This is a genomic window from Chitinimonas violaceus (assembly GCF_052601015.1).
Window position 1 is genome coordinate 1 of the sequence record NZ_JBQXDJ010000006.1, and the last position, 16,455, is coordinate 16,455.

17 protein-coding genes are annotated in these 16,455 nt (G+C 55.6%); 7 read left to right on the top strand and 10 right to left on the bottom strand.

What is annotated here, in order from left to right; translation table 11 throughout:
- The 6 genes from ACUHMQ_RS03320 to ftsY form a co-directional block, all read right to left on the bottom strand.
- A partial coding sequence (locus ACUHMQ_RS03320) for a transposase (protein WP_445294027.1) occupies nt 1-192 on the bottom strand: 192 nt, incomplete at its 3' end.
- Nucleotides 193-398: 206 nt separating this feature from the next.
- Nucleotides 399-1,301: a carbonic anhydrase gene (locus ACUHMQ_RS03325; protein WP_445294028.1), complete on the bottom strand. Its 903-nt coding sequence runs from the start codon at nt 1,299-1,301 to the stop codon at nt 399-401.
- Nucleotides 1,302-1,388: 87 nt separating this feature from the next.
- A complete protein-coding gene (gene arsC / locus ACUHMQ_RS03330) occupies nt 1,389-1,814 on the bottom strand; it encodes an arsenate reductase (glutaredoxin) (RefSeq protein WP_445294029.1) in 426 nt (141 codons plus the stop codon).
- Between the two features lie 30 nt (nt 1,815-1,844).
- On the bottom strand, nt 1,845-2,750 hold the full coding sequence (gene ftsX, locus ACUHMQ_RS03335; RefSeq protein WP_445294030.1) for a permease-like cell division protein FtsX: 906 nt from the start codon (nt 2,748-2,750) through the stop codon (nt 1,845-1,847).
- The gene (ftsE, locus tag ACUHMQ_RS03340) at nt 2,747-3,400 is read right to left on the bottom strand and encodes a cell division ATP-binding protein FtsE (protein WP_445294127.1); all 654 of its coding nucleotides are present in this window, start codon (nt 3,398-3,400) and stop codon (nt 2,747-2,749) included. The genes ftsX and ftsE overlap by 4 nt, the downstream gene beginning before the upstream one ends.
- Nucleotides 3,401-3,431: 31 nt before the next feature.
- Nucleotides 3,432-4,661 carry a signal recognition particle-docking protein FtsY gene (gene ftsY, locus ACUHMQ_RS03345; RefSeq protein WP_445294031.1) on the bottom strand — a complete coding sequence of 410 codons (1,230 nt, stop codon included), beginning with the start codon at nt 4,659-4,661 and terminating at the stop codon, nt 3,432-3,434.
- A 20-nt stretch (nt 4,662-4,681) separates the two neighbouring features.
- On the opposite strand from ftsY, the gene rsmD reads away from it, so the two are divergent.
- Nucleotides 4,682-5,284: a 16S rRNA (guanine(966)-N(2))-methyltransferase RsmD gene (gene rsmD, locus ACUHMQ_RS03350; RefSeq protein ID WP_445294032.1), complete on the top strand. Its 603-nt coding sequence runs from the start codon at nt 4,682-4,684 to the stop codon at nt 5,282-5,284.
- Nucleotides 5,285-5,364: 80 nt separating this feature from the next.
- Nucleotides 5,365-5,646 (top strand): pyrimidine/purine nucleoside phosphorylase, encoded by a 282-nt coding sequence (gene ppnP, locus ACUHMQ_RS03355; RefSeq protein WP_445294033.1) that lies wholly within the window; start codon nt 5,365-5,367, stop codon nt 5,644-5,646.
- Between the two features lie 197 nt (nt 5,647-5,843).
- Here the strand turns inward: ppnP and ACUHMQ_RS03360 are convergent, their stop codons facing one another.
- The 4 genes from ACUHMQ_RS03360 to queG form a co-directional block, all read right to left on the bottom strand.
- Complete coding sequence (locus ACUHMQ_RS03360) at nt 5,844-7,343, bottom strand: YdgA family protein (RefSeq protein ID WP_445294034.1); 1,500 nt, start codon at nt 7,341-7,343, stop codon at nt 5,844-5,846.
- A 21-nt stretch (nt 7,344-7,364) separates the two neighbouring features.
- On the bottom strand, nt 7,365-8,732 hold the full coding sequence (gene purB / locus ACUHMQ_RS03365) for an adenylosuccinate lyase (protein WP_445294035.1): 1,368 nt from the start codon (nt 8,730-8,732) through the stop codon (nt 7,365-7,367).
- A gap of 246 nt (nt 8,733-8,978) precedes the next feature.
- Nucleotides 8,979-9,788, bottom strand: coding sequence for a glutamate racemase (murI, locus tag ACUHMQ_RS03370; RefSeq protein ID WP_445294036.1), 810 nt, complete (start codon nt 9,786-9,788; stop codon nt 8,979-8,981).
- A gap of 82 nt (nt 9,789-9,870) precedes the next feature.
- Nucleotides 9,871-10,965 carry a tRNA epoxyqueuosine(34) reductase QueG gene (queG, locus tag ACUHMQ_RS03375; protein WP_445294037.1) on the bottom strand — a complete coding sequence of 365 codons (1,095 nt, stop codon included), beginning with the start codon at nt 10,963-10,965 and terminating at the stop codon, nt 9,871-9,873.
- Between queG and tsaE the strand changes: the two genes are divergently transcribed.
- The 5 genes from tsaE to miaA all read left to right on the top strand — a co-directional run bounded on the left by tsaE (nt 10,960) and on the right by miaA (nt 16,332).
- The gene (gene tsaE, locus ACUHMQ_RS03380; RefSeq protein WP_445294038.1) at nt 10,960-11,457 is read left to right on the top strand and encodes a tRNA (adenosine(37)-N6)-threonylcarbamoyltransferase complex ATPase subunit type 1 TsaE; all 498 of its coding nucleotides are present in this window, start codon (nt 10,960-10,962) and stop codon (nt 11,455-11,457) included. The two genes, queG and tsaE, sit on opposite strands and share 6 nt — an antisense overlap.
- Nucleotides 11,409-12,680 carry an N-acetylmuramoyl-L-alanine amidase gene (locus tag ACUHMQ_RS03385; RefSeq protein WP_445294039.1) on the top strand — a complete coding sequence of 424 codons (1,272 nt, stop codon included), beginning with the start codon at nt 11,409-11,411 and terminating at the stop codon, nt 12,678-12,680. The genes tsaE and ACUHMQ_RS03385 overlap by 49 nt, the downstream gene beginning before the upstream one ends.
- Nucleotides 12,681-12,755: 75 nt before the next feature.
- Nucleotides 12,756-14,627, top strand: a complete 1,872-nt coding sequence (gene mutL / locus ACUHMQ_RS03390; protein ID WP_445294040.1) for a DNA mismatch repair endonuclease MutL — start codon at nt 12,756-12,758, stop codon at nt 14,625-14,627.
- Nucleotides 14,624-15,397, top strand: a complete 774-nt coding sequence (locus tag ACUHMQ_RS03395; protein WP_445294041.1) for a hypothetical protein — start codon at nt 14,624-14,626, stop codon at nt 15,395-15,397. The genes mutL and ACUHMQ_RS03395 overlap by 4 nt, the downstream gene beginning before the upstream one ends.
- On the top strand, nt 15,394-16,332 hold the full coding sequence (gene miaA / locus ACUHMQ_RS03400; RefSeq protein ID WP_445294042.1) for a tRNA (adenosine(37)-N6)-dimethylallyltransferase MiaA: 939 nt from the start codon (nt 15,394-15,396) through the stop codon (nt 16,330-16,332). Before ACUHMQ_RS03395 ends, miaA begins: the two co-directional genes overlap by 4 nt.
- Nucleotides 16,333-16,455: the final 123 nt, after the last annotated feature.

Sequence of the window (16,455 nt, forward strand, 5' to 3'; positions counted from 1 at the left end):
ATTGAAGCGTTTGTAGATGGTGTTCCAGCCGCCAAAAGCACTGGGCAGATCTCGCCATGGACAGCCCACGCGCATCCGGTAGAGCATTCCCTCAACGGTCATTCGCAGATACGGCTTGTGGTAAATGGTTTGCTGAAGCAGAATTTTCTCCAGCTTCGACCAAAGCTCGTCACTGAGCATCAATCGGGGCATAGCAAACCCGCAGGGTGATTGGTATAGGAACCGTAATTCTGCGGGTTTGCTGCGCTTCTTCAATATACCGAAGTCAAAACGTCAACAGACCCTAAGAACCTTGTATGGAAGTTCTGTTATGAAACGTCAATGGTGCTACAGGTTCCGGAGAAACAACCAGGGCCGCTATGCGGCCCTGGTTGTGATCAAGCTGGATACGCCGTGACTTACTGACTTTCAAGAATTTCACGGTCGTTTGTGGGTTGTAGGGGCCGCGCATTCATGGGGAACTCCTGCCTGAAGCGTTCCAACTGCGCGCTGGAGATTTCGGCAGGTGTTTTCAGGACCAGCCAGCGGACTTCTTCTGAACAGGGTGGTGTGGTGAGCGAGCCCTTGAACGTATAGAACTTCATGTTATCTGGCAGCAGGCTGGCCGGACTCAATACTCGTTCGCTATAGCTGCGGGTTTCACCAGGCTCTGTGGGGAGTCGGGGCCAGATTGCGTCCAATATGGGGTTGGCCCGGCCCTCTTTGAACAGCACGGCAATGACGGCCAGGGTATTGGCTTCGCTCATGTGGACGAAATGGGCGACCAGCGGATAACGTCGGCCCATGATGGATTCTTCACTAGGGGTATGAAAGTGAAATTGCTTGAGCTCGTAGCGCTCGCCCAGTGCTTCCAGCCAGCTGCCTGGCTCGATATTCACTTGAAAGGTGTGACCGGTGTTGAGGATTGTAAGTTTGCTTAAGCCGTAGGCGATCTTCAATGGGTCGATTTTCTGTTGAACTGCGCCCTCGATATTAATTGGCGATTGGGTTTTGCCCTCGCTACATAACGAATAGGCTGAATTCATTGTGCCCCATCTGGCGGGCCCGGTCAGCTTGCCCTCATAGCTCCAATGGCTCAGGTCTTCTTCTTCATGTGGTGTTAGCTTTTTGCCCGCAGCGGCGCGTTCACCGTGTTCTGCTGCAGCGGGTTTTGCGGCTCTCATGCCCGCACGGAGCTGTGCTTTGGTTGGCGCCAGTGTCTTGTCCGTTTTGGCTTTACTATCGGCTGCGCTGTGGGCTGGCTCGTTCGCCAATGTGACGAGTGATATTGCCAGTAAACAAAGCGAGGTAATGAACCGCATGGTGACAACTCCCTGGTAAGAGGTGTCTTGAAGCTTAGCTGGTGAAATCGGACAAGCTATTGTAGTTCAGCGGCTTCTTGCAGATGGTTACTTGGTGCGTTGCCCTTTTGCATTGATGACCACTTCACCATCTTCCTTGGTAAAAGGACGTAGAGTCTGATCAGGCAAGAGATCTAGCACCAGCTCCGAGGGCCGGCATAATTTTGCACCAGCGGTTGTTACCACGATGGGGCGGTTGATCAGCATCGGATGCTGCAACATAAAGTCGATGAGTTGCCCATCCGTCCACTTTGGGTCGTCCAACCCAAGTTCTTCGTAGAGATTGCCTTTCTTACGCAACAACTCACGCGGGGTGATATTCATCGCAGCGATCAACCCTAGCAGCGTGTCACGGTCTGGCGGGGTATCCAGATAGTGAATGACTTCGGGTTCTACGCCGACATGGCGAATCAAGGCCAACACATTGCGGGAAGTACCGCAACTCGGATTGTGGTAGATAGTGACCTTGCTCATGTTTCCTGGATTTCCAATGTTGCTGGATGCTCAGGCATCCAAGAGGCGCAAATGCTTGCGTACAGACAAGGAAGCGCCAGCCAGACTGAGCGCTGCGACGCATAGCAGGCTAAGTGCCAGCGTAGCGATTGCAGGCAGAGACAATTGAAAAGACTGACCATACAGTCCTGCCAGCTGCGCAACCGGTCCATTAAGGCGGCTCAGACCTGCTGCCACAAGACCAATACCGATCAAACTACCCAGTACGCCTTGCACTGCTGCCAAGTAAAGAAAGGGGCGGCGGATAAAGCTGTTTGTCGCACCGATGAGTTTGCTGACTTCGATTTCTTCTCGTCGGGTGAGTATCTGCATGCGGATCAGGTTGGCGGTGATCAACAGCAGGGCAGCGCCGAACAATCCGGCTACTGTGATGGCTGCCTCATGGCCCAAGCTGACGATGCTGCTCAGACGTTGTGCCCATTCCGAATCGAGCTGGATATGTTCGACAGCCGGGTCAGCCTTCAGTCGCTCGTTCAACTCGGCAAGCGCATTGGCATCGCCATGCTTGAGTGTGAGCTCAAAACTATCGGGCAACGGGTTGTTACCCAGGCCCGCCAACAGATCGCCCATGCCGCTGGTTTGTTCCAGATCTTTGAGAGCCTGGGTTTTATCGATATGCCGGCTTTGCTTCACATTGGCATCGCTGGCGAGCAATGACTTGATTCTGTTGATATCCGCTGTGGTGGCTTTCGCCTGCAGGAATATACTGGCTTGCGGTTCTGTAGGCAATTGTCCCGCCATGCCTTGCAGGTTGCTCACCAGGGTATAAAGCCCTAGAGGCAGGGCAACTGCGATACCGATAACCAACAGATTGAACAAGGAGCCCAGCGGGTTTGCCGCCAAGAGGCGCAGAGTGGCCAGAAAAGCCAGGTAATGAAGACGTAGCCAATGGGTCATTGGGTGAATTGTCCCTTGTTGAGTCGCAGGATGCGGCGGCCGTAATCAGCCATCAGGCTTTCATCATGCGCTGAAATCACGATGGTGACACCCACCTGGTGGAAGCTCTTGAACAACTCCATGATATCGAGCGCATAGGCCCGATCGAGGTTGCCTGTGGGTTCGTCGGCCAACAGTACAGATGGCCGGTGTACTACGGCTCGCGCAATACACAAGCGTTGTTGTTCACCACCGGAAAGAGAGATCGGGCTCGTCTTTTCGCGACCTAGCAAACCCACCTTATCCAGCGCCGCCCGGGCACGTCGCGCTGCTTCACGTCTGTCATAGCCGACAATATCGAGCGGCAGCATGACGTTATCGAACACGGTACGGTCGAACAGGATCTTATGGTCCTGGAAGATCAGGCCGATATGCCGGCGCACAAAGGGCAAAGCACCGCTGCTGATGCTGGAGAGGTTTTGTCCGTTGACCACGACCGACCCTGTCGTCGGCCGGTCAATGCCTGCGATCAACCTGAGCAGGGTAGATTTGCCCGCACCGGAATGCCCGGCCAGAAAGACAAGCTCACCGGTTTCGATTTGAAAGCTGAGGTTCTTCAGCGCTTCAAAGCCGCCGGTATAGCGTTTGCTGACTTGATTGAACTGGATCATGGTAGCTCGGGCCATTTATGGGCCCTGGTCCTCACTCGATTAAGGCGTCAACATAGTCCTTGGCCTCAAAGGGGCGCAAGTCGTCTATGCCTTCGCCTACACCGATAAAATGTAATGGAATCGGGTTTTGTTTGGCGATGCCGGCGATCACGCCGCCCTTGGCGGTGCCATCGAGCTTGGTTAGCACGAGGCCTGTCAGCCCTAGGGCGTCGTTGAAAGCCTTCACCTGCTGTAGTGCGTTCTGGCCAGTATTGGCGTCGAGCACCAGCAGTATTTCGTGCGGACCCGTTGGGTCCGCCTTTGCGATTACCCGCTTGACCTTGGCAATCTCATCCATCAGGTGCAACTGTGTGGGCAAGCGGCCGGCGGTATCAGCCAATACGATGTCGATGCCACGTGCCTTGGCGGCATTGATGGCATCAAAGCAGACTGCGGCAGAATCGCCGCCATCCTGCGCGATCACGGTGACGTTGTTGCGTTCACCCCACGCCATTAGCTGCTCGCGTGCGGCTGCACGGAAGGTATCTCCCGCAGCCAGAAGCACGCTCTTTCCCTGGCTTTGGAAGTACTTGGCCAGTTTGCCGATGCTAGTCGTCTTACCTGCACCGTTGACCCCTGCCACCATGATGATGAAGGGCTTATGGCTTTCAATCTGCAGCGGTTTTTCGAGCGGCGCGATCAGGTCGGTCAGTGCGCCTTTCAGTGCACCCCGTAGCTCGCTGGCGTCTTTGAGGCCGGAGAAGGTGACGCGCTGGCGCACATCTTTCAGCAGATGCACAGTGGCATCCACCCCCATATCGGCAGTGAGGAGTACGGTTTCCAGCTCTTCATAAAGGTTTTCGTCGATCTGTCCGCCACCAAAGAGCGCGGCCAACTCTTTGCCGAATTTATCGCGCGTTTTGGCCAAGCCAGCCTTCAGCTTGTACTGCCAGACCTCCTTGGACGCCTGGGCGACATCTTTGGCCAGAACTGTCACATCGGTGTTGAGCACCTCGACGGTTTTTTGCCAGAAGGATTTTTCCTCCGATACCGGGTCCTGTGGTACCGCAGCGATGCTTACCTCCGGCGCCGCAGCTTCAGGGGGCGGTGGGGTAGCGGGCTTCTCGTCGGTACGTCCGCCCAGGTCGGTGTTAAGCGCCTTCCAGAGCTTCTTGCCCCAGCCGATATCGTTGTTTTGTGTCGGTGTTTGTTCAGACATGCAATCGTAGCTTTCCAGTGCCGGTTTAACCGGTGAATTGGGGTAGGATTCTAGCCTGTTCAATCCCTTATCCCAACCTTCGCATGCCGAAGCTCGCACCTAAAACCACCAAGCCCATACGCGGCACCAATCAATTACGCATCATCGGGGGAGAGTACCGCCGCCGCATATTGCCGTTTCCCGACGGCGAGGGTTTACGCCCAACACCCGATAGGGTGCGGGAGACATTGTTCAACTGGCTGGGACAGGAACTAGATGGCCAAGTGTGTCTTGACCTGTTCGCAGGCAGTGGCGCCTTGGGTTTTGAAGCCGCATCACGTGGCGCAAGCCGTGTAGTGATGCTAGAAATGGCGCGGCCGGCATTAGCGGCATTACAGGCCAATCGCAGCCTGTTGCAAACCAACAAGGTGGAGATAGTAGGTACGGATGCACTGGCTTGGCTGACAAGAAACAACGAACAGTTTGATGTTGTTTTTCTCGATCCACCCTTCGCCAGTGATCTCCTTATACGGGCGCTGGCCGCAATCTCGCCGTGTTTGCGGGACGATGCGCGAGTCTATATCGAAACTGCTGATTGGCCGGTCCTGGACGGTTGGGAAGTGTTGCGTAAAGGCAAGGCGGGGGTAGTGCATTACGGATTATTACGTCGCGAGGCTGAACAAGCCGGTGATAGTCAAACCAAATAGTTCTCAGCCCAGCTTGTGAGATAGTGAACAGCTTATTTGGCATACTGGCCAGCCAGACTTACATCGTATGAGAGACAAGCATGTTCAAGGTAAACGAATACTTCAGCGGCAGTGTTAAATCGATTGCTTTTGGCATGCCTGAAGGCCCCGCCACGGTAGGGGTGATGGCACCCGGTGACTATGAATTCGGCACTACCCAACGCGAGGTGATGCACGTGGTGACTGGCGCATTGATGGTGAAGCTGCCGGACAGCGGCGGATGGGAAACATTTGTAGCCGGCAGCCAATTTGTAGTGCCCGCCGATAGCAAGTTCCAGCTCAAGGTGGTGCAGAACACAGCTTACTTGTGTGAGTACCGCTAGGCCGATCGTTTACTGGTGAGTATGGAGGCCAGCATGTAAGGCTTCAGACATAAAAAAAAGCCCGATTGTTTGATCGGGCTTTTTTATGCTTTAGAGCCTGTTCAGGATCTGTCGCGAGCAGCTGTCAGCAGAGTACAGAGCAGCACATAAGCCCTGATCACCGCTGCGCAGTAAGATTACGGACAGGTTCTTGGTCTTTATTTCTTTGCCGGCGCTTCCTTGGACGGCTTACCCGCATTAGCCGCAGCCTGCCACGGTAAGGGGATCACGCTGCCATTCACATTAAGGCGGCCGGCTTTCCATTCGGCGCTGGCGCTGAGTGTATCGCCTTCCGCTTTGATCAGGTTCTGCGCTGTCAGCTTGCGAATCTGGCTTTCCATCAGGTTACGGGCCAGATTATCCAGGTCGGCTGTATCAGGGTGCTCACCTTCTTCGGTATCCACGGCAATCATCCCGCGCGCCTGCCAAAGCACATAGGTCTCGATGACCTGCTTGGGCACTTTCAAATCTGCGCTAGCTTGCAGGCGTTCCAATAGCTTGATGGGCATATCAAGGTCTGCGTCCTGAAAACCCTTCAGCGCCAGATTGGCTTTAAGGAATACTTCACCCTCCGGCAGCTTGATCGACAGTTTCTTCACCGATAATGCCGGGTCGTTGCGCAGCAGCGGCAGGCCATCTTTACGCAAGGTGGCGAAGATCTTCGCCGCTTGGTCCGATGGATCAGCTACGGTCCTTTGGATATCACCGATGGTTTTGGATAGATTGGCCAGCGTGGGTGCATGCAGATGGTTGGCGGCTACCGACAATACGGCTGGGCCATAGTGCTTTCCGTTCAAGGTAAGAGCCTGTAGATTGACGTCACCGCTGGAGTTCAGGAAATCACCGGCTTCGCTGGTGTTGACCAGATAACTGAATTTATCGACGGCGATATCAAGTTCGGGGGCTTCTTCGCTACGTTTGAAAGTGGCGGAAGCAAGCGTCAGCTTGCCATCACCCAGCATCAAGCCAGCCTTGCCTCGTACATTGTGCGCCTCGAACCGAAGATCTTTGATGTCCAGGGTGCCTTTAGGGCCTGCTTCAAAATACAGGCCGGGGGCGACGACATTGATATCAACCTTGTTGAAGTCACCACCGTAGGCAATGGTCGCGTCCAGGCCTTGCCAGACCGACCTCACTTTGGCGAGTGTCTCTTCGTAGTTGAAGTTGGGTACTTTGATCCGTACGACGCCATCATTGTTGAAGGCGATCCGGTTTTCGATCTGCAATGCTTGTTGATCGCCAAACACCTTCTTCAATAAGGTCTGTGTGTCCGCATTGAAGACAATTTCGGTAGTGACCGCGGCTTGCAAAGGCGTGAGATTGCCTTTGCTCAACAGCGGGAGCGGGCCGTGTTTGATGGTCTGCACATAGGTCAGCTCCAACTTCACATCGCCCAGCTCCTGCAGTTGCAGCATCTGGTAAGGCTTGAGCAGGTTGGGGCTCAAGGCTACCGTCGTGCGCTCGTTTGAGCTGAAAATCCCGCGTTGGTAGTCGCGTGACTTGACCACGAAGTAAGGCAGATCAGCCAGTAGCTGATGCTGCTTGGCCAGCGTGGTTTCGGTCTGTTTGCCGACCCACCAGCTTGTACCTGTATAGGCGATGGCAAGCGCACCAATCGCGGCGCCGGCAATGAGAGGATTCTTCAGCTTGGGAGTCACGGACAAAAGGGCCTTGGGGAGTTAGATGTTACGGGCAAGCTCAATAGCACGGCCCAAATAGCTGGCTGGTGTCAATTCGAGCAGCCGCGCTTTTTCTGGTTCCGGAATGGCTAGAGTTTTAATAAATGTGTGCAATGTGTCGCGATTGATACCGGCCTTGCCACGGGTAAGGTCTTTCAACTGTTCGTAAGCGTTGGGCACGGCATAGCGGCGCATAACGGTCTGGATAGGCTCGGCGAGCACTTCCCAGTTGGCATCCAGGTCTTCAGCCATGGCGACAGGGTTGGCTTGCAGCTTGTCCAGGCCCTTGATCGCAGAAGCATAACCGAGCAGGGTATAACCCAGTGCCACACCCATATTACGAAGCACGGTGGAATCGGTAAGGTCCCGCTGCCAGCGCGAGATGGGCAGCTTCTGGCTCAGATGGGTCAACATGGCGTTGGCCATACCCAGATTGCCTTCGGCATTCTCAAAATCGATAGGATTGACCTTGTGCGGCATGGTCGAGCTGCCGATTTCGCCTTCCTTGAGTTTTTGTTTGAAGAAGCCCAGCGAGATGTAACCCCAGATATCGCGGTTCATATCGATCAGGATCGTATTGGCGCGGGCAAAGCTGTCATACAGCTCGCTCATGTAGTCGTGCGGTTCGATCTGGATCGTATAGGGGTTGAAGCGGATACCGAGCGATTCGACAAAGCGTTGGGCGAAGGCGGGCCAATCGACTTCTGGGTAGGCAGACAAATGCGCATTGTAGTTACCGACAGCGCCGTTGATCTTGCCTAGCAGTTCCACGTCTGCAATGCGCTGGCATTGGCGTTCGAGCCGATAAGCGATATTCGCCATTTCCTTGCCCATCGTGGTCGGCGTGGCTGGCTGGCCATGGGTGCGGGACATCATCGGTTTATCGGCCAACTCATGCGCCAGGGCCTTCAAACGGGCGATGATGCCCTGAAACTGCGGCAGCATGACTTCACGGCCGGCCTTCAGCATCAGTGCGTGCGACAGGTTGTTGATGTCTTCCGATGTGCAAGCAAAATGCAGGAATTCGCTGATCGGGCCGATTTCCGGGTTACCGGAGAGGCGCTCCTTCAACCAGTACTCAATGGCTTTGACATCGTGATTGGTGCGGCTTTCAATGGCCTTCACCTCTACGGCGTGGGCTTCGGAAAAATTGGCGACAACTTCATCGAGTTCGGCGATCGTGCTGTCAGAGAAAGCCGGGACTTCAGCGATGACAGATTCAGCCGCCAAGGCTTTTAGCCATTCCACTTCTACTTTCACCCGGTACTTGATGAGGGCATATTCACTGAAGCAGCTGCGCAGTGCACTGACCTGCTTGTGATAGCGGCCGTCGAGCGGGGAAAGGGCGGTGAGGGTAGAAAGCGTCATGGCGTAATTTAAAAAGTCCAATCAAAACAAGCGTGGGATTCTAGCATGCCCGCTCTTCTCTCCGAATGGAGACAAACGGAAAGCTGCCGGCAGGTAGGCGAATTAGTCGATGCTAATCAATGGCTTTCTGTCGAGCGCGTTGTCCGCGCTGTGATAAATGCCGTCTGGGGCAACACGCAATTGACTGCATCACCAAATTGGCGATGTGCTTTTCGATGTCTGTTCACGACAGAGCGTAAACAGAATTTACAGTTGCACCATCTCCAGATGTTTCAGGCTGCGCCCCAAAAAACGTTCCCCCATGGTTTGAAAGCGTAAGGGGATGTCGGTGACGTAATACCGATAAACTGGCTCGGTGCGCTGTGGATTGGCTAGGTCGAGCTCAACGAGCGTAGAAGCAACCTGTTCGGCAACGCTGACGGCAGAATCGACCAAGCGGACTTGCTGACCTACTTCCTGCGCCAACAGGGGTTTAAGGAGCGGGTAGTGGGTACAGCCAAGCACTAGGGTGTCGATGCCTTCGGCCAATACCGGTTTCAGGTATTCCTGCACGGTAAGCCTTGTGACGGGATGGTCGAGCCAGCCTTCTTCCACCAAAGGCACCAGTAGCGGGCAAGCCTGAGAATAGACACGTGCATCGGCATTCAAGGCATGCACACCACGGGCATACGCATTCGAGTTGACCGTTGTCGGTGTGGCAATCACGCCAATCGCGTCGTTCTGCGTAACCGAGACGGCATCATGCGCACCAGCTTCGATAACGTCGATCACCGGGATACCGACCCGGCCGCGGATTTTGTTCGCAGCCACTGCCGAGATTGTGTTGCAGGCAATCACCAATACTTTCACTTCCTGTTGCATCAGGAAATCGACAATCTGCTGAGTGAACTGCTCAATGGTTGCGACCGACTTCACGCCATAAGGCACACGGGCGGTATCGCCAAAATAGACGATGTCCTCGAAGGGCAGTCGCTCCATGAGCGCGCGGGTGACGGTAAGGCCGCCAATACCTGAATCGAAGACACCAATCGGGCGGGATGCTTGCTGGGGTGGCATGGGAAGCAATGCGGTGAAGAGGGAGCTAGCTATTCTACGTCAGAACCTATCCGCGATCTTACTGCGCAGCTGTGATCAGGGCTCATGGGCGTCTCACTTCCTGGTGACGCGCCAACGCCCAGGCCACATGCTCACGCACTAGTTCGGAAGGGTCATCCTGACGGTTGTGCAACGCTTGGATTACGGCGGTACTGCAGGGTGCATTGCCAAGACCCACGGCGATATTCCGTAACCATCGTTCGTAGCCGATGCGGTAAATGGCGGTGCCAGCAAGCCTGTTCCGAAAATCCTGCTCGCTCCAGGCGAACAACTCGACGAGGCTTACATCGTCCAGCCCGTTGCGTACAGCGAAGTCGCTTTCATTGCTGTCGACGGCGAAGCGGTTCCATGGGCAGGTCAGCTGGCAGTCATCACAACCATATACCCGGTTCCCAATCAGAGGGCGCAGTTCGGTTGGAATTGCACCCTTAAGTTCGATGGTGAGGTAGGAAACGCAACGTCGTGCATCAACCTGGTAAGGTGCGACGATCGCTTGTGTGGGGCAGAGATCAATACAGCGCGTACAACGGCCGCAATGTTCTTGTGCGAGCGGTGGGTCGATAGGAAGTGGCAGGTCGGTAAACAGCTCCCCAAGAAAGAAAAACGAGCCATGTTCGCGGGTGAGCAGCAGTGTATGTTTTCCACGCCAACCAAGGCCGGCCCGCTCTGCGGCGGCAACTTCCATGACGGGGGCTGAGTCTACAAACGCCCGGTAGCCGAAGTCGCCCGCTGCTGCGACGATACGTTCAGCCAATTTTTGAATACGATTACGCAAAACCTTGTGATAATCGCGCCCCAGGGCATAGCGCGAAACAAACGCAGCTTCGCCATTTTGCAACACTGCATCGCTGGATTTGGCGGCTGGGGGGCGGTAGTTCATCCGTAGAGAAATCACCCGACGCGTGCCGGGCACGAGTTCGGCAGGCCGGGCGCGCTTGCTGCCATGCGCGGCCATATAATCCATTTCGCCGTGGTAGCCGGCGTCCAGCCAGGCTTGTAGATCCTGCTCAGCCTTGGGGCCAAGGTCGGCATCGCAGATCATGGCCGCATCAAAGCCGAGCTCCATTGCCCAGCGTTTGATATCGCTGGCCAGTGCAGCCCAATCCCGTTCAACTCCAAGTGTACTGACATCATGCATAGCCAAGATCATACCCTGAGCGTCTTCCTGGCCGATGAAGCGGCGACTTTGGGTATGGGGAAATCCCTTGCACCGGTTATGCGCGGCGGGCTGACGATCTACCTGCAAGGGGACCTGGGAGCAGGCAAAACAACGCTTACGCGGGGTATATTGCATGCCTTGGGTCATCAGGGACGGGTGAAGAGTCCGACCTACACCTTGGTTGAACCTTACGTAATTTCTAACTTATACTTCCATCACTTTGATTTGTATAGGTTTGGTGAGCCGGACGAATGGGAGGATGCGGGCTTTCGGGAAATGTTCAACCCCGACAGTATCTGTCTTGTGGAATGGCCGGATAAAGCGGCTGGTCTGCTGCCTCCCCCGGATTGGATCATCAGCCTGGAACCTGAAGCCGACGGCCGGCGTTTTAACCTGCAGGCACCTACGCTTACTGGAAAAGCATGTTTAGCAAGTTTGACCGATTTACCCCTCAGCCCCAACGCCGCCTGATTCTGCAGGGGGCAGTCGCATCCCTGCTATTTGGTCTGGCGCCGCGTGCCTTTGCTGGCAGTGCGGTGGTGGCGGTGCGTGTGTGGCCTGCCAAAGCCTATACACGCATCACGTTGGAGGCCAATGCACCGTTGCAATTCAAGCATTTCATGGTGCCGGACCCGGACCGGTTGGTGATCGACCTTGAAGGTGCGGATTGGGGCGAGGAGCTGAGCAATATCGCCGCTCGAATTGGTACTGAAGACCCGTACGTCAAGCAGTTGCGGGCGGGGCGTTATAAACCGGGCACCGTACGTGTGGTATTGGACCTTAAGACGGAAGTGAAACCGCAGGTGTTTTCGCTTGAGCCGTTCGGGGAATACAAACATCGGCTGGTTATCGATCTTTACCCAGCCAAGGTAGAAGACCCGTTGCTGGCATTGTTGGATGACAACAAGCAATCACCTGTGCAATTGGAAAAACCGTCCAAGGAACCGAATACCAATACCAAAGAAAAGCTGCAGGTTGACCGGCTGGTCACCATTGCCATTGATCCTGGCCATGGTGGTGAAGACCCGGGTGCGGTGGGCAAGGGAGGTACCTACGAAAAAACCGTTACGCTGGCGATAGGCAAGAAGCTCAAGTCTTTGATCGACAAAGAGCCCAATATGCGTGCTGTTCTGACCCGGGACGACGATTACTTCGTGCCGTTGGCGCAGCGCGTAGTGAAAGCCCGTAAGGTGAATGCCGACCTCTTCATGTCCATTCATGCCGATGCATTTGTCCGGCCGGATGCGAACGGGTCGTCGGTATTTGCGCTCAGCGAAGGTGGGGCAACCAGTACGGCTGCCAAGTGGTTGGCCAAGACGCAGAACGAGTCGGACTTGATCGGTGGTGTGCGTTTGGATGTAAAAGACCCACATCTTGCCAGGACACTGCTGGACCTGACCCAGACCGCTACGATCAACGACAGTCTCAAACTAGGCAAAGCGATGTTGACTTCACTGGGTGAGATCAACCGCCTGCATAAGCCGAATGTCGAGCAGGCGGGCTTTGCGGTGTTGAAGTCGCCCGATATTCCTTCGGTATTGGTGGAGACTGCGTTTATCTCCAACCCTAATGAAGAGAAGAAGCTGGCCGATGATGCCTACCAGACCAAGATGGCTGAGAGCCTTTTGGCGGGTATTAAGCGTTACTTGTCCAAGAACCCGCCTCTGGCGCGGAACAAGCTGGCGCAGAGTTGAAGTCGGGTAGCAATGAGTCTCGGGGGTGGCAAGCTGGCTGATATACTGCCTGCCTGAATTCAAAGTGGTTGTCTGATGTCCAAAATCCGTCTTTTACCCGACCATCTCGTCAACCAAATCGCGGCTGGCGAAGTGGTTGAGCGGCCGGCGTCCGCACTGAAGGAGCTGTTGGAAAACAGCCTGGATGCCGGTGCCGGCGTGATCACTGTCGATTTGGCTGAGGGCGGCAGCAAACTGATTCGCGTCTGCGATGATGGCTATGGGATCGCCCGCGATGAGTTGGCGCTTGCCCTCTCCCGCCATGCCACCAGCAAGATCGCCTCGTTGGAAGATCTGCACAAGGTGCGCACGCTGGGTTTCCGTGGCGAGGGTCTCGCCAGCATTGCCTCGGTTTCCCAGCTGATCATGACTAGTAGGCAACAAGGCAGCGAGCAAGCCTGGCGTGTGGAAGCCGATAATGGTGTGATCCACGATGCGGAGCCTGCGGCGTTATTGGCTGGGACGTCGGTGGAAGTGCGGGACTTGTACTTCAACGTGCCAGCCCGGCGGAAATTCCTGAAAACCCAGGCTACCGAATATGCCCATTGTGAAGATGTATTCAAACGCGTGGCGTTGTCCTGGCCCGATTTGGCGCTGACCTTGACGCACAATGGCAAAGTGCAGTGGCGGTTGAAGTCTGAAACCGCTGCCGAACGTATGCGCGCAGTGCTGGGTAATGAATTTGCCGACAGCATGCTTGCTATCGAAGAGGCGGCGGGCAGCTTGCGTCTGGCGGGTTTTGCCGGTTCTCCCACGCTTTCCCGCGCGGGGCGCGATGCCCAGTTTGTCTTCGTCAATGGCCGTTTTGTGCGCGACAAGGTGGTGCTGCATGCAGTGCGTCAGGCGTATCAGGATGTGTTGCATCTCGATCGCCAGCCACTGTACGTCTTGTTCATTGAACTCGACCCCGAAGCGGTGGATGTCAATGTTCACCCAACCAAGACAGAAATTCGCTTCCGTGAATCGCAAGCCGTACACCGCTTCCTATTCCACTCGTTGAACAAAGCATTGGCAGAGACCCGCGCCGGCGCTCAACCTGCCAGCGCCAATGGTGATGTACCTGTTGGTGAGTTACCGGCTAGTACAGCACAGCCCAGCTACCCAAAGCCGGTTTTCGAGCAGATGCGCATGCCCCTGCGTGTTAGCGAGAGTGCGACCAACGATTTCTATGGTGCGATGTTTGGTGGCATGCGGGAGGTTGCACGGGCGGAGCAGGGCGCAGCGGACGACGATGTTGCCATCAAGCCGTTCGAAACCAATATCGCAAGGCCGGGATCGGGTAGCCAGCCAATACGGCCCGTTTTGCCGCCGAGTGATGACGATTTTCCCCCATTGGGGTTTGCCTTGGCGCAACTGCATGGCGTGTATGTGCTGGCCCAGATACGGGAAGGGCTGATTGTCGTAGATATGCACGCCGCCCACGAACGTGTGGTGTACGAGAAGCTCAAAACTGCGCTCGACACTGATGAAATGCCCACGCAACCGTTGCTGATTCCGCTGGCGTTTCCGGCAGACAGGCTTGATGTGGCAACGGTGGAGGAACATGCCGACACCTTGCGCCAGATCGGGTTTGAAATGGCGGTGCTGGGGCCAAACCAGCTGGCTGTGCGCGCTATCCCCATGTTGCTGCGTGATGCAGACCCCATTGAGCTCGCCCGTTCGCTGCTGGCAGATATCCGTACTGCCGGTGCGAGCCGTATGTTGACGGAAAAGCGTGATGAACTATTGGCGAGTATGGCGTGTCATGGTGCTGTGCGAGCCAACCGTAGTCTGACCTTACAAGAGATGAATGCATTGCTGCGCGAGATGGAAGCCACTGAGCGATCTGGCCAATGCAACCATGGTCGGCCAACCTGGTTTCGCCTGAGTATGGGGGAGTTGGATAAGCTCTTCATGCGGGGACAATGATGTCGATTGTCTTTCTGGTAAAGGTACTGGCCGCCCCGCTGATGATTGCGGCGGCAAGTGTGGCGGGCAAGCGTTGGGGGCCGAATATTGCCGGTCTGATGGGTGGTCTGCCCCTGGTAGGCGGGCCGGTGGTGCTGGCCTTATGGCTGGGTCAAGGCCCGGAATTCGCGGCGCAAGCAGCTATGGCTGCGCCCGTTGGGGTATGGGCCAATATTGTCTATATGTTGCTGGTGGCGTACGCCAGTGCCCGCTTTGCCTGGTATGCCGCTATTCCTATTGGTTGGGTAGGCTATGTAGCGGGTGGTTTGCTGCTGAATGAGCTGGGATTGGCGCATTCGCTCTGGTTTGGCCTGGCAGTGATACCGGGCCTATGGTTTGCGGCTACCCGGGCCATGCCTAAGCCTCTAGCGCCACCTCGTGCTGCCCACTTACCGCGTATTGAAATCGTTACCCGTATGGCTGCCGCTGCTGTGTTGGTACTGTCGCTCACCGGGGTTTCCAGCCTGTTTGGCCCTACCTTGACCGGCATTTTTACAGGTGCGCCCGTGGCTGCTACGGTGATTCCCGCGTTCACTTTCGCCAACGCCGGGCGTGATGCCCTGTTGCTGGCTTTGCGTGGTTTCCTTACCGGTTTGATGGGTTTTGCTGTGTTCTTCTATGTATTGGCCTACTGCATACCCGTGCTTGGTCCGTGGGCGTTTTTGCCAGCGCTGATAGCAGGGGTGGCGGTAGGGCTGTTTTCCACGCAAATGGCAAGGCGGGTTGGATGAGTACGCTGCCCAAAGCGATTTTCCTGATGGGGCCGACGGCCAGTGGCAAGACCGCGATAGCCGTGGAGCTTGCCCAGCGCTTGCCGGTGGAGCTGATCTCCGTTGATTCTGCCCTGGTGTTCCGCGATATGGACATCGGTACCGCAAAGCCTGATGCCGAAACACTCGCGATAGCGCCCCATCACCTGATCGACATTATCCCACCGACTGAGGTCTACTCGGCCGCCCAGTTCCGTAACGATGCCTTTCGCCTGATGGCCGATATCACTGCACGTGGCAAAGTGCCGCTGTTGGTGGGGGGGACGATGCTCTATTTCAATGCGCTGGAATACGGACTGCATGATTTGCCGCGTGCCGATGCGGCAATACGTGCTGAGCTGGAGGCTAAGGCTACCGAGCTTGGATGGCCTGCCATGCATGCCAAACTGGCAGAGGTGGATTCGGCAACTGCGGCTAGACTGAGCCCTAACGACAGTCAACGCCTGGGTCGGGCGTTGGAGATCTACCGTATCAGCGGCAAGCCTATGTCGCAGTGGTTGGCAGAGCAAACCAACGAAGCACTCCCGTACGACCTGCTCAAGCTCGCGCTATTACCGGCTGACAGAGCCGTCTTGCACAAACGTATCGCCTTGCGCTTTGAACAGATGCTGGCAGGTGGATTTATCGACGAAGTAGCGGGGCTGCGCGAAAACTATCCGCTTCAGCCGGATATGCCTTCTATGCGCTGTGTTGGCTACCGGCAGGCTTGGCAATATCTTGAAGGTGAAATTGATCTTGCCAGCCTACGTGATACCGGCATCTATGCCACCCGCCAGTTGGCCAAGCGACAAATCACCTGGCTGCGTGGAATGGAAGGGAATTTGGCGTTTGATTTGGAAGCTGCGCAGCAGGGAAGGGTGGTGCAGCTGATTCGGCAGTACGTCGAATCCGCGTAGAAACGGGTTCAAGGCCTGCTGTGCTTTAGCAATACGGTGTTGAAAATGCTCTCGGAATGCTCATCACACATATAGATTCCCTTTCCTCGGCGTTTGCCATTATGCTTTAGTTTGTGAGCCTTT

What these genes read in the sequence shown, in the direction of transcription:
- ftsX (WP_445294030.1), bottom strand. Translation starts at nt 2,750, where the DNA reads ATGACCCATTGGCTACGTCTTCATTACCTGGCTTTTCTGGCCACTCTG.
- miaA (WP_445294042.1), top strand. Translation starts at nt 15,394, where the DNA reads ATGAGTACGCTGCCCAAAGCGATTTTCCTGATGGGGCCGACGGCCAGT.
- ppnP (WP_445294033.1), top strand. Translation starts at nt 5,365, where the DNA reads ATGTTCAAGGTAAACGAATACTTCAGCGGCAGTGTTAAATCGATTGCT.
- rsmD (WP_445294032.1), top strand. Translation starts at nt 4,682, where the DNA reads ATGCCGAAGCTCGCACCTAAAACCACCAAGCCCATACGCGGCACCAAT.
- ACUHMQ_RS03325 (WP_445294028.1), bottom strand. Translation starts at nt 1,301, where the DNA reads ATGCGGTTCATTACCTCGCTTTGTTTACTGGCAATATCACTCGTCACA.
- arsC (WP_445294029.1), bottom strand. Translation starts at nt 1,814, where the DNA reads ATGAGCAAGGTCACTATCTACCACAATCCGAGTTGCGGTACTTCCCGC.
- ACUHMQ_RS03385 (WP_445294039.1), top strand. Translation starts at nt 11,409, where the DNA reads ATGTTTAGCAAGTTTGACCGATTTACCCCTCAGCCCCAACGCCGCCTG.
- murI (WP_445294036.1), bottom strand. Translation starts at nt 9,788, where the DNA reads ATGCCACCCCAGCAAGCATCCCGCCCGATTGGTGTCTTCGATTCAGGT.
- ACUHMQ_RS03395 (WP_445294041.1), top strand. Translation starts at nt 14,624, where the DNA reads ATGATGTCGATTGTCTTTCTGGTAAAGGTACTGGCCGCCCCGCTGATG.
- mutL (WP_445294040.1), top strand. Translation starts at nt 12,756, where the DNA reads ATGTCCAAAATCCGTCTTTTACCCGACCATCTCGTCAACCAAATCGCG.
- queG (WP_445294037.1), bottom strand. Translation starts at nt 10,965, where the DNA reads ATGCATGATGTCAGTACACTTGGAGTTGAACGGGATTGGGCTGCACTG.
- purB (WP_445294035.1), bottom strand. Translation starts at nt 8,732, where the DNA reads ATGACGCTTTCTACCCTCACCGCCCTTTCCCCGCTCGACGGCCGCTAT.
- ftsE (WP_445294127.1), bottom strand. Translation starts at nt 3,400, where the DNA reads ATGATCCAGTTCAATCAAGTCAGCAAACGCTATACCGGCGGCTTTGAA.
- tsaE (WP_445294038.1), top strand. Translation starts at nt 10,960, where the DNA reads ATGCATAGCCAAGATCATACCCTGAGCGTCTTCCTGGCCGATGAAGCG.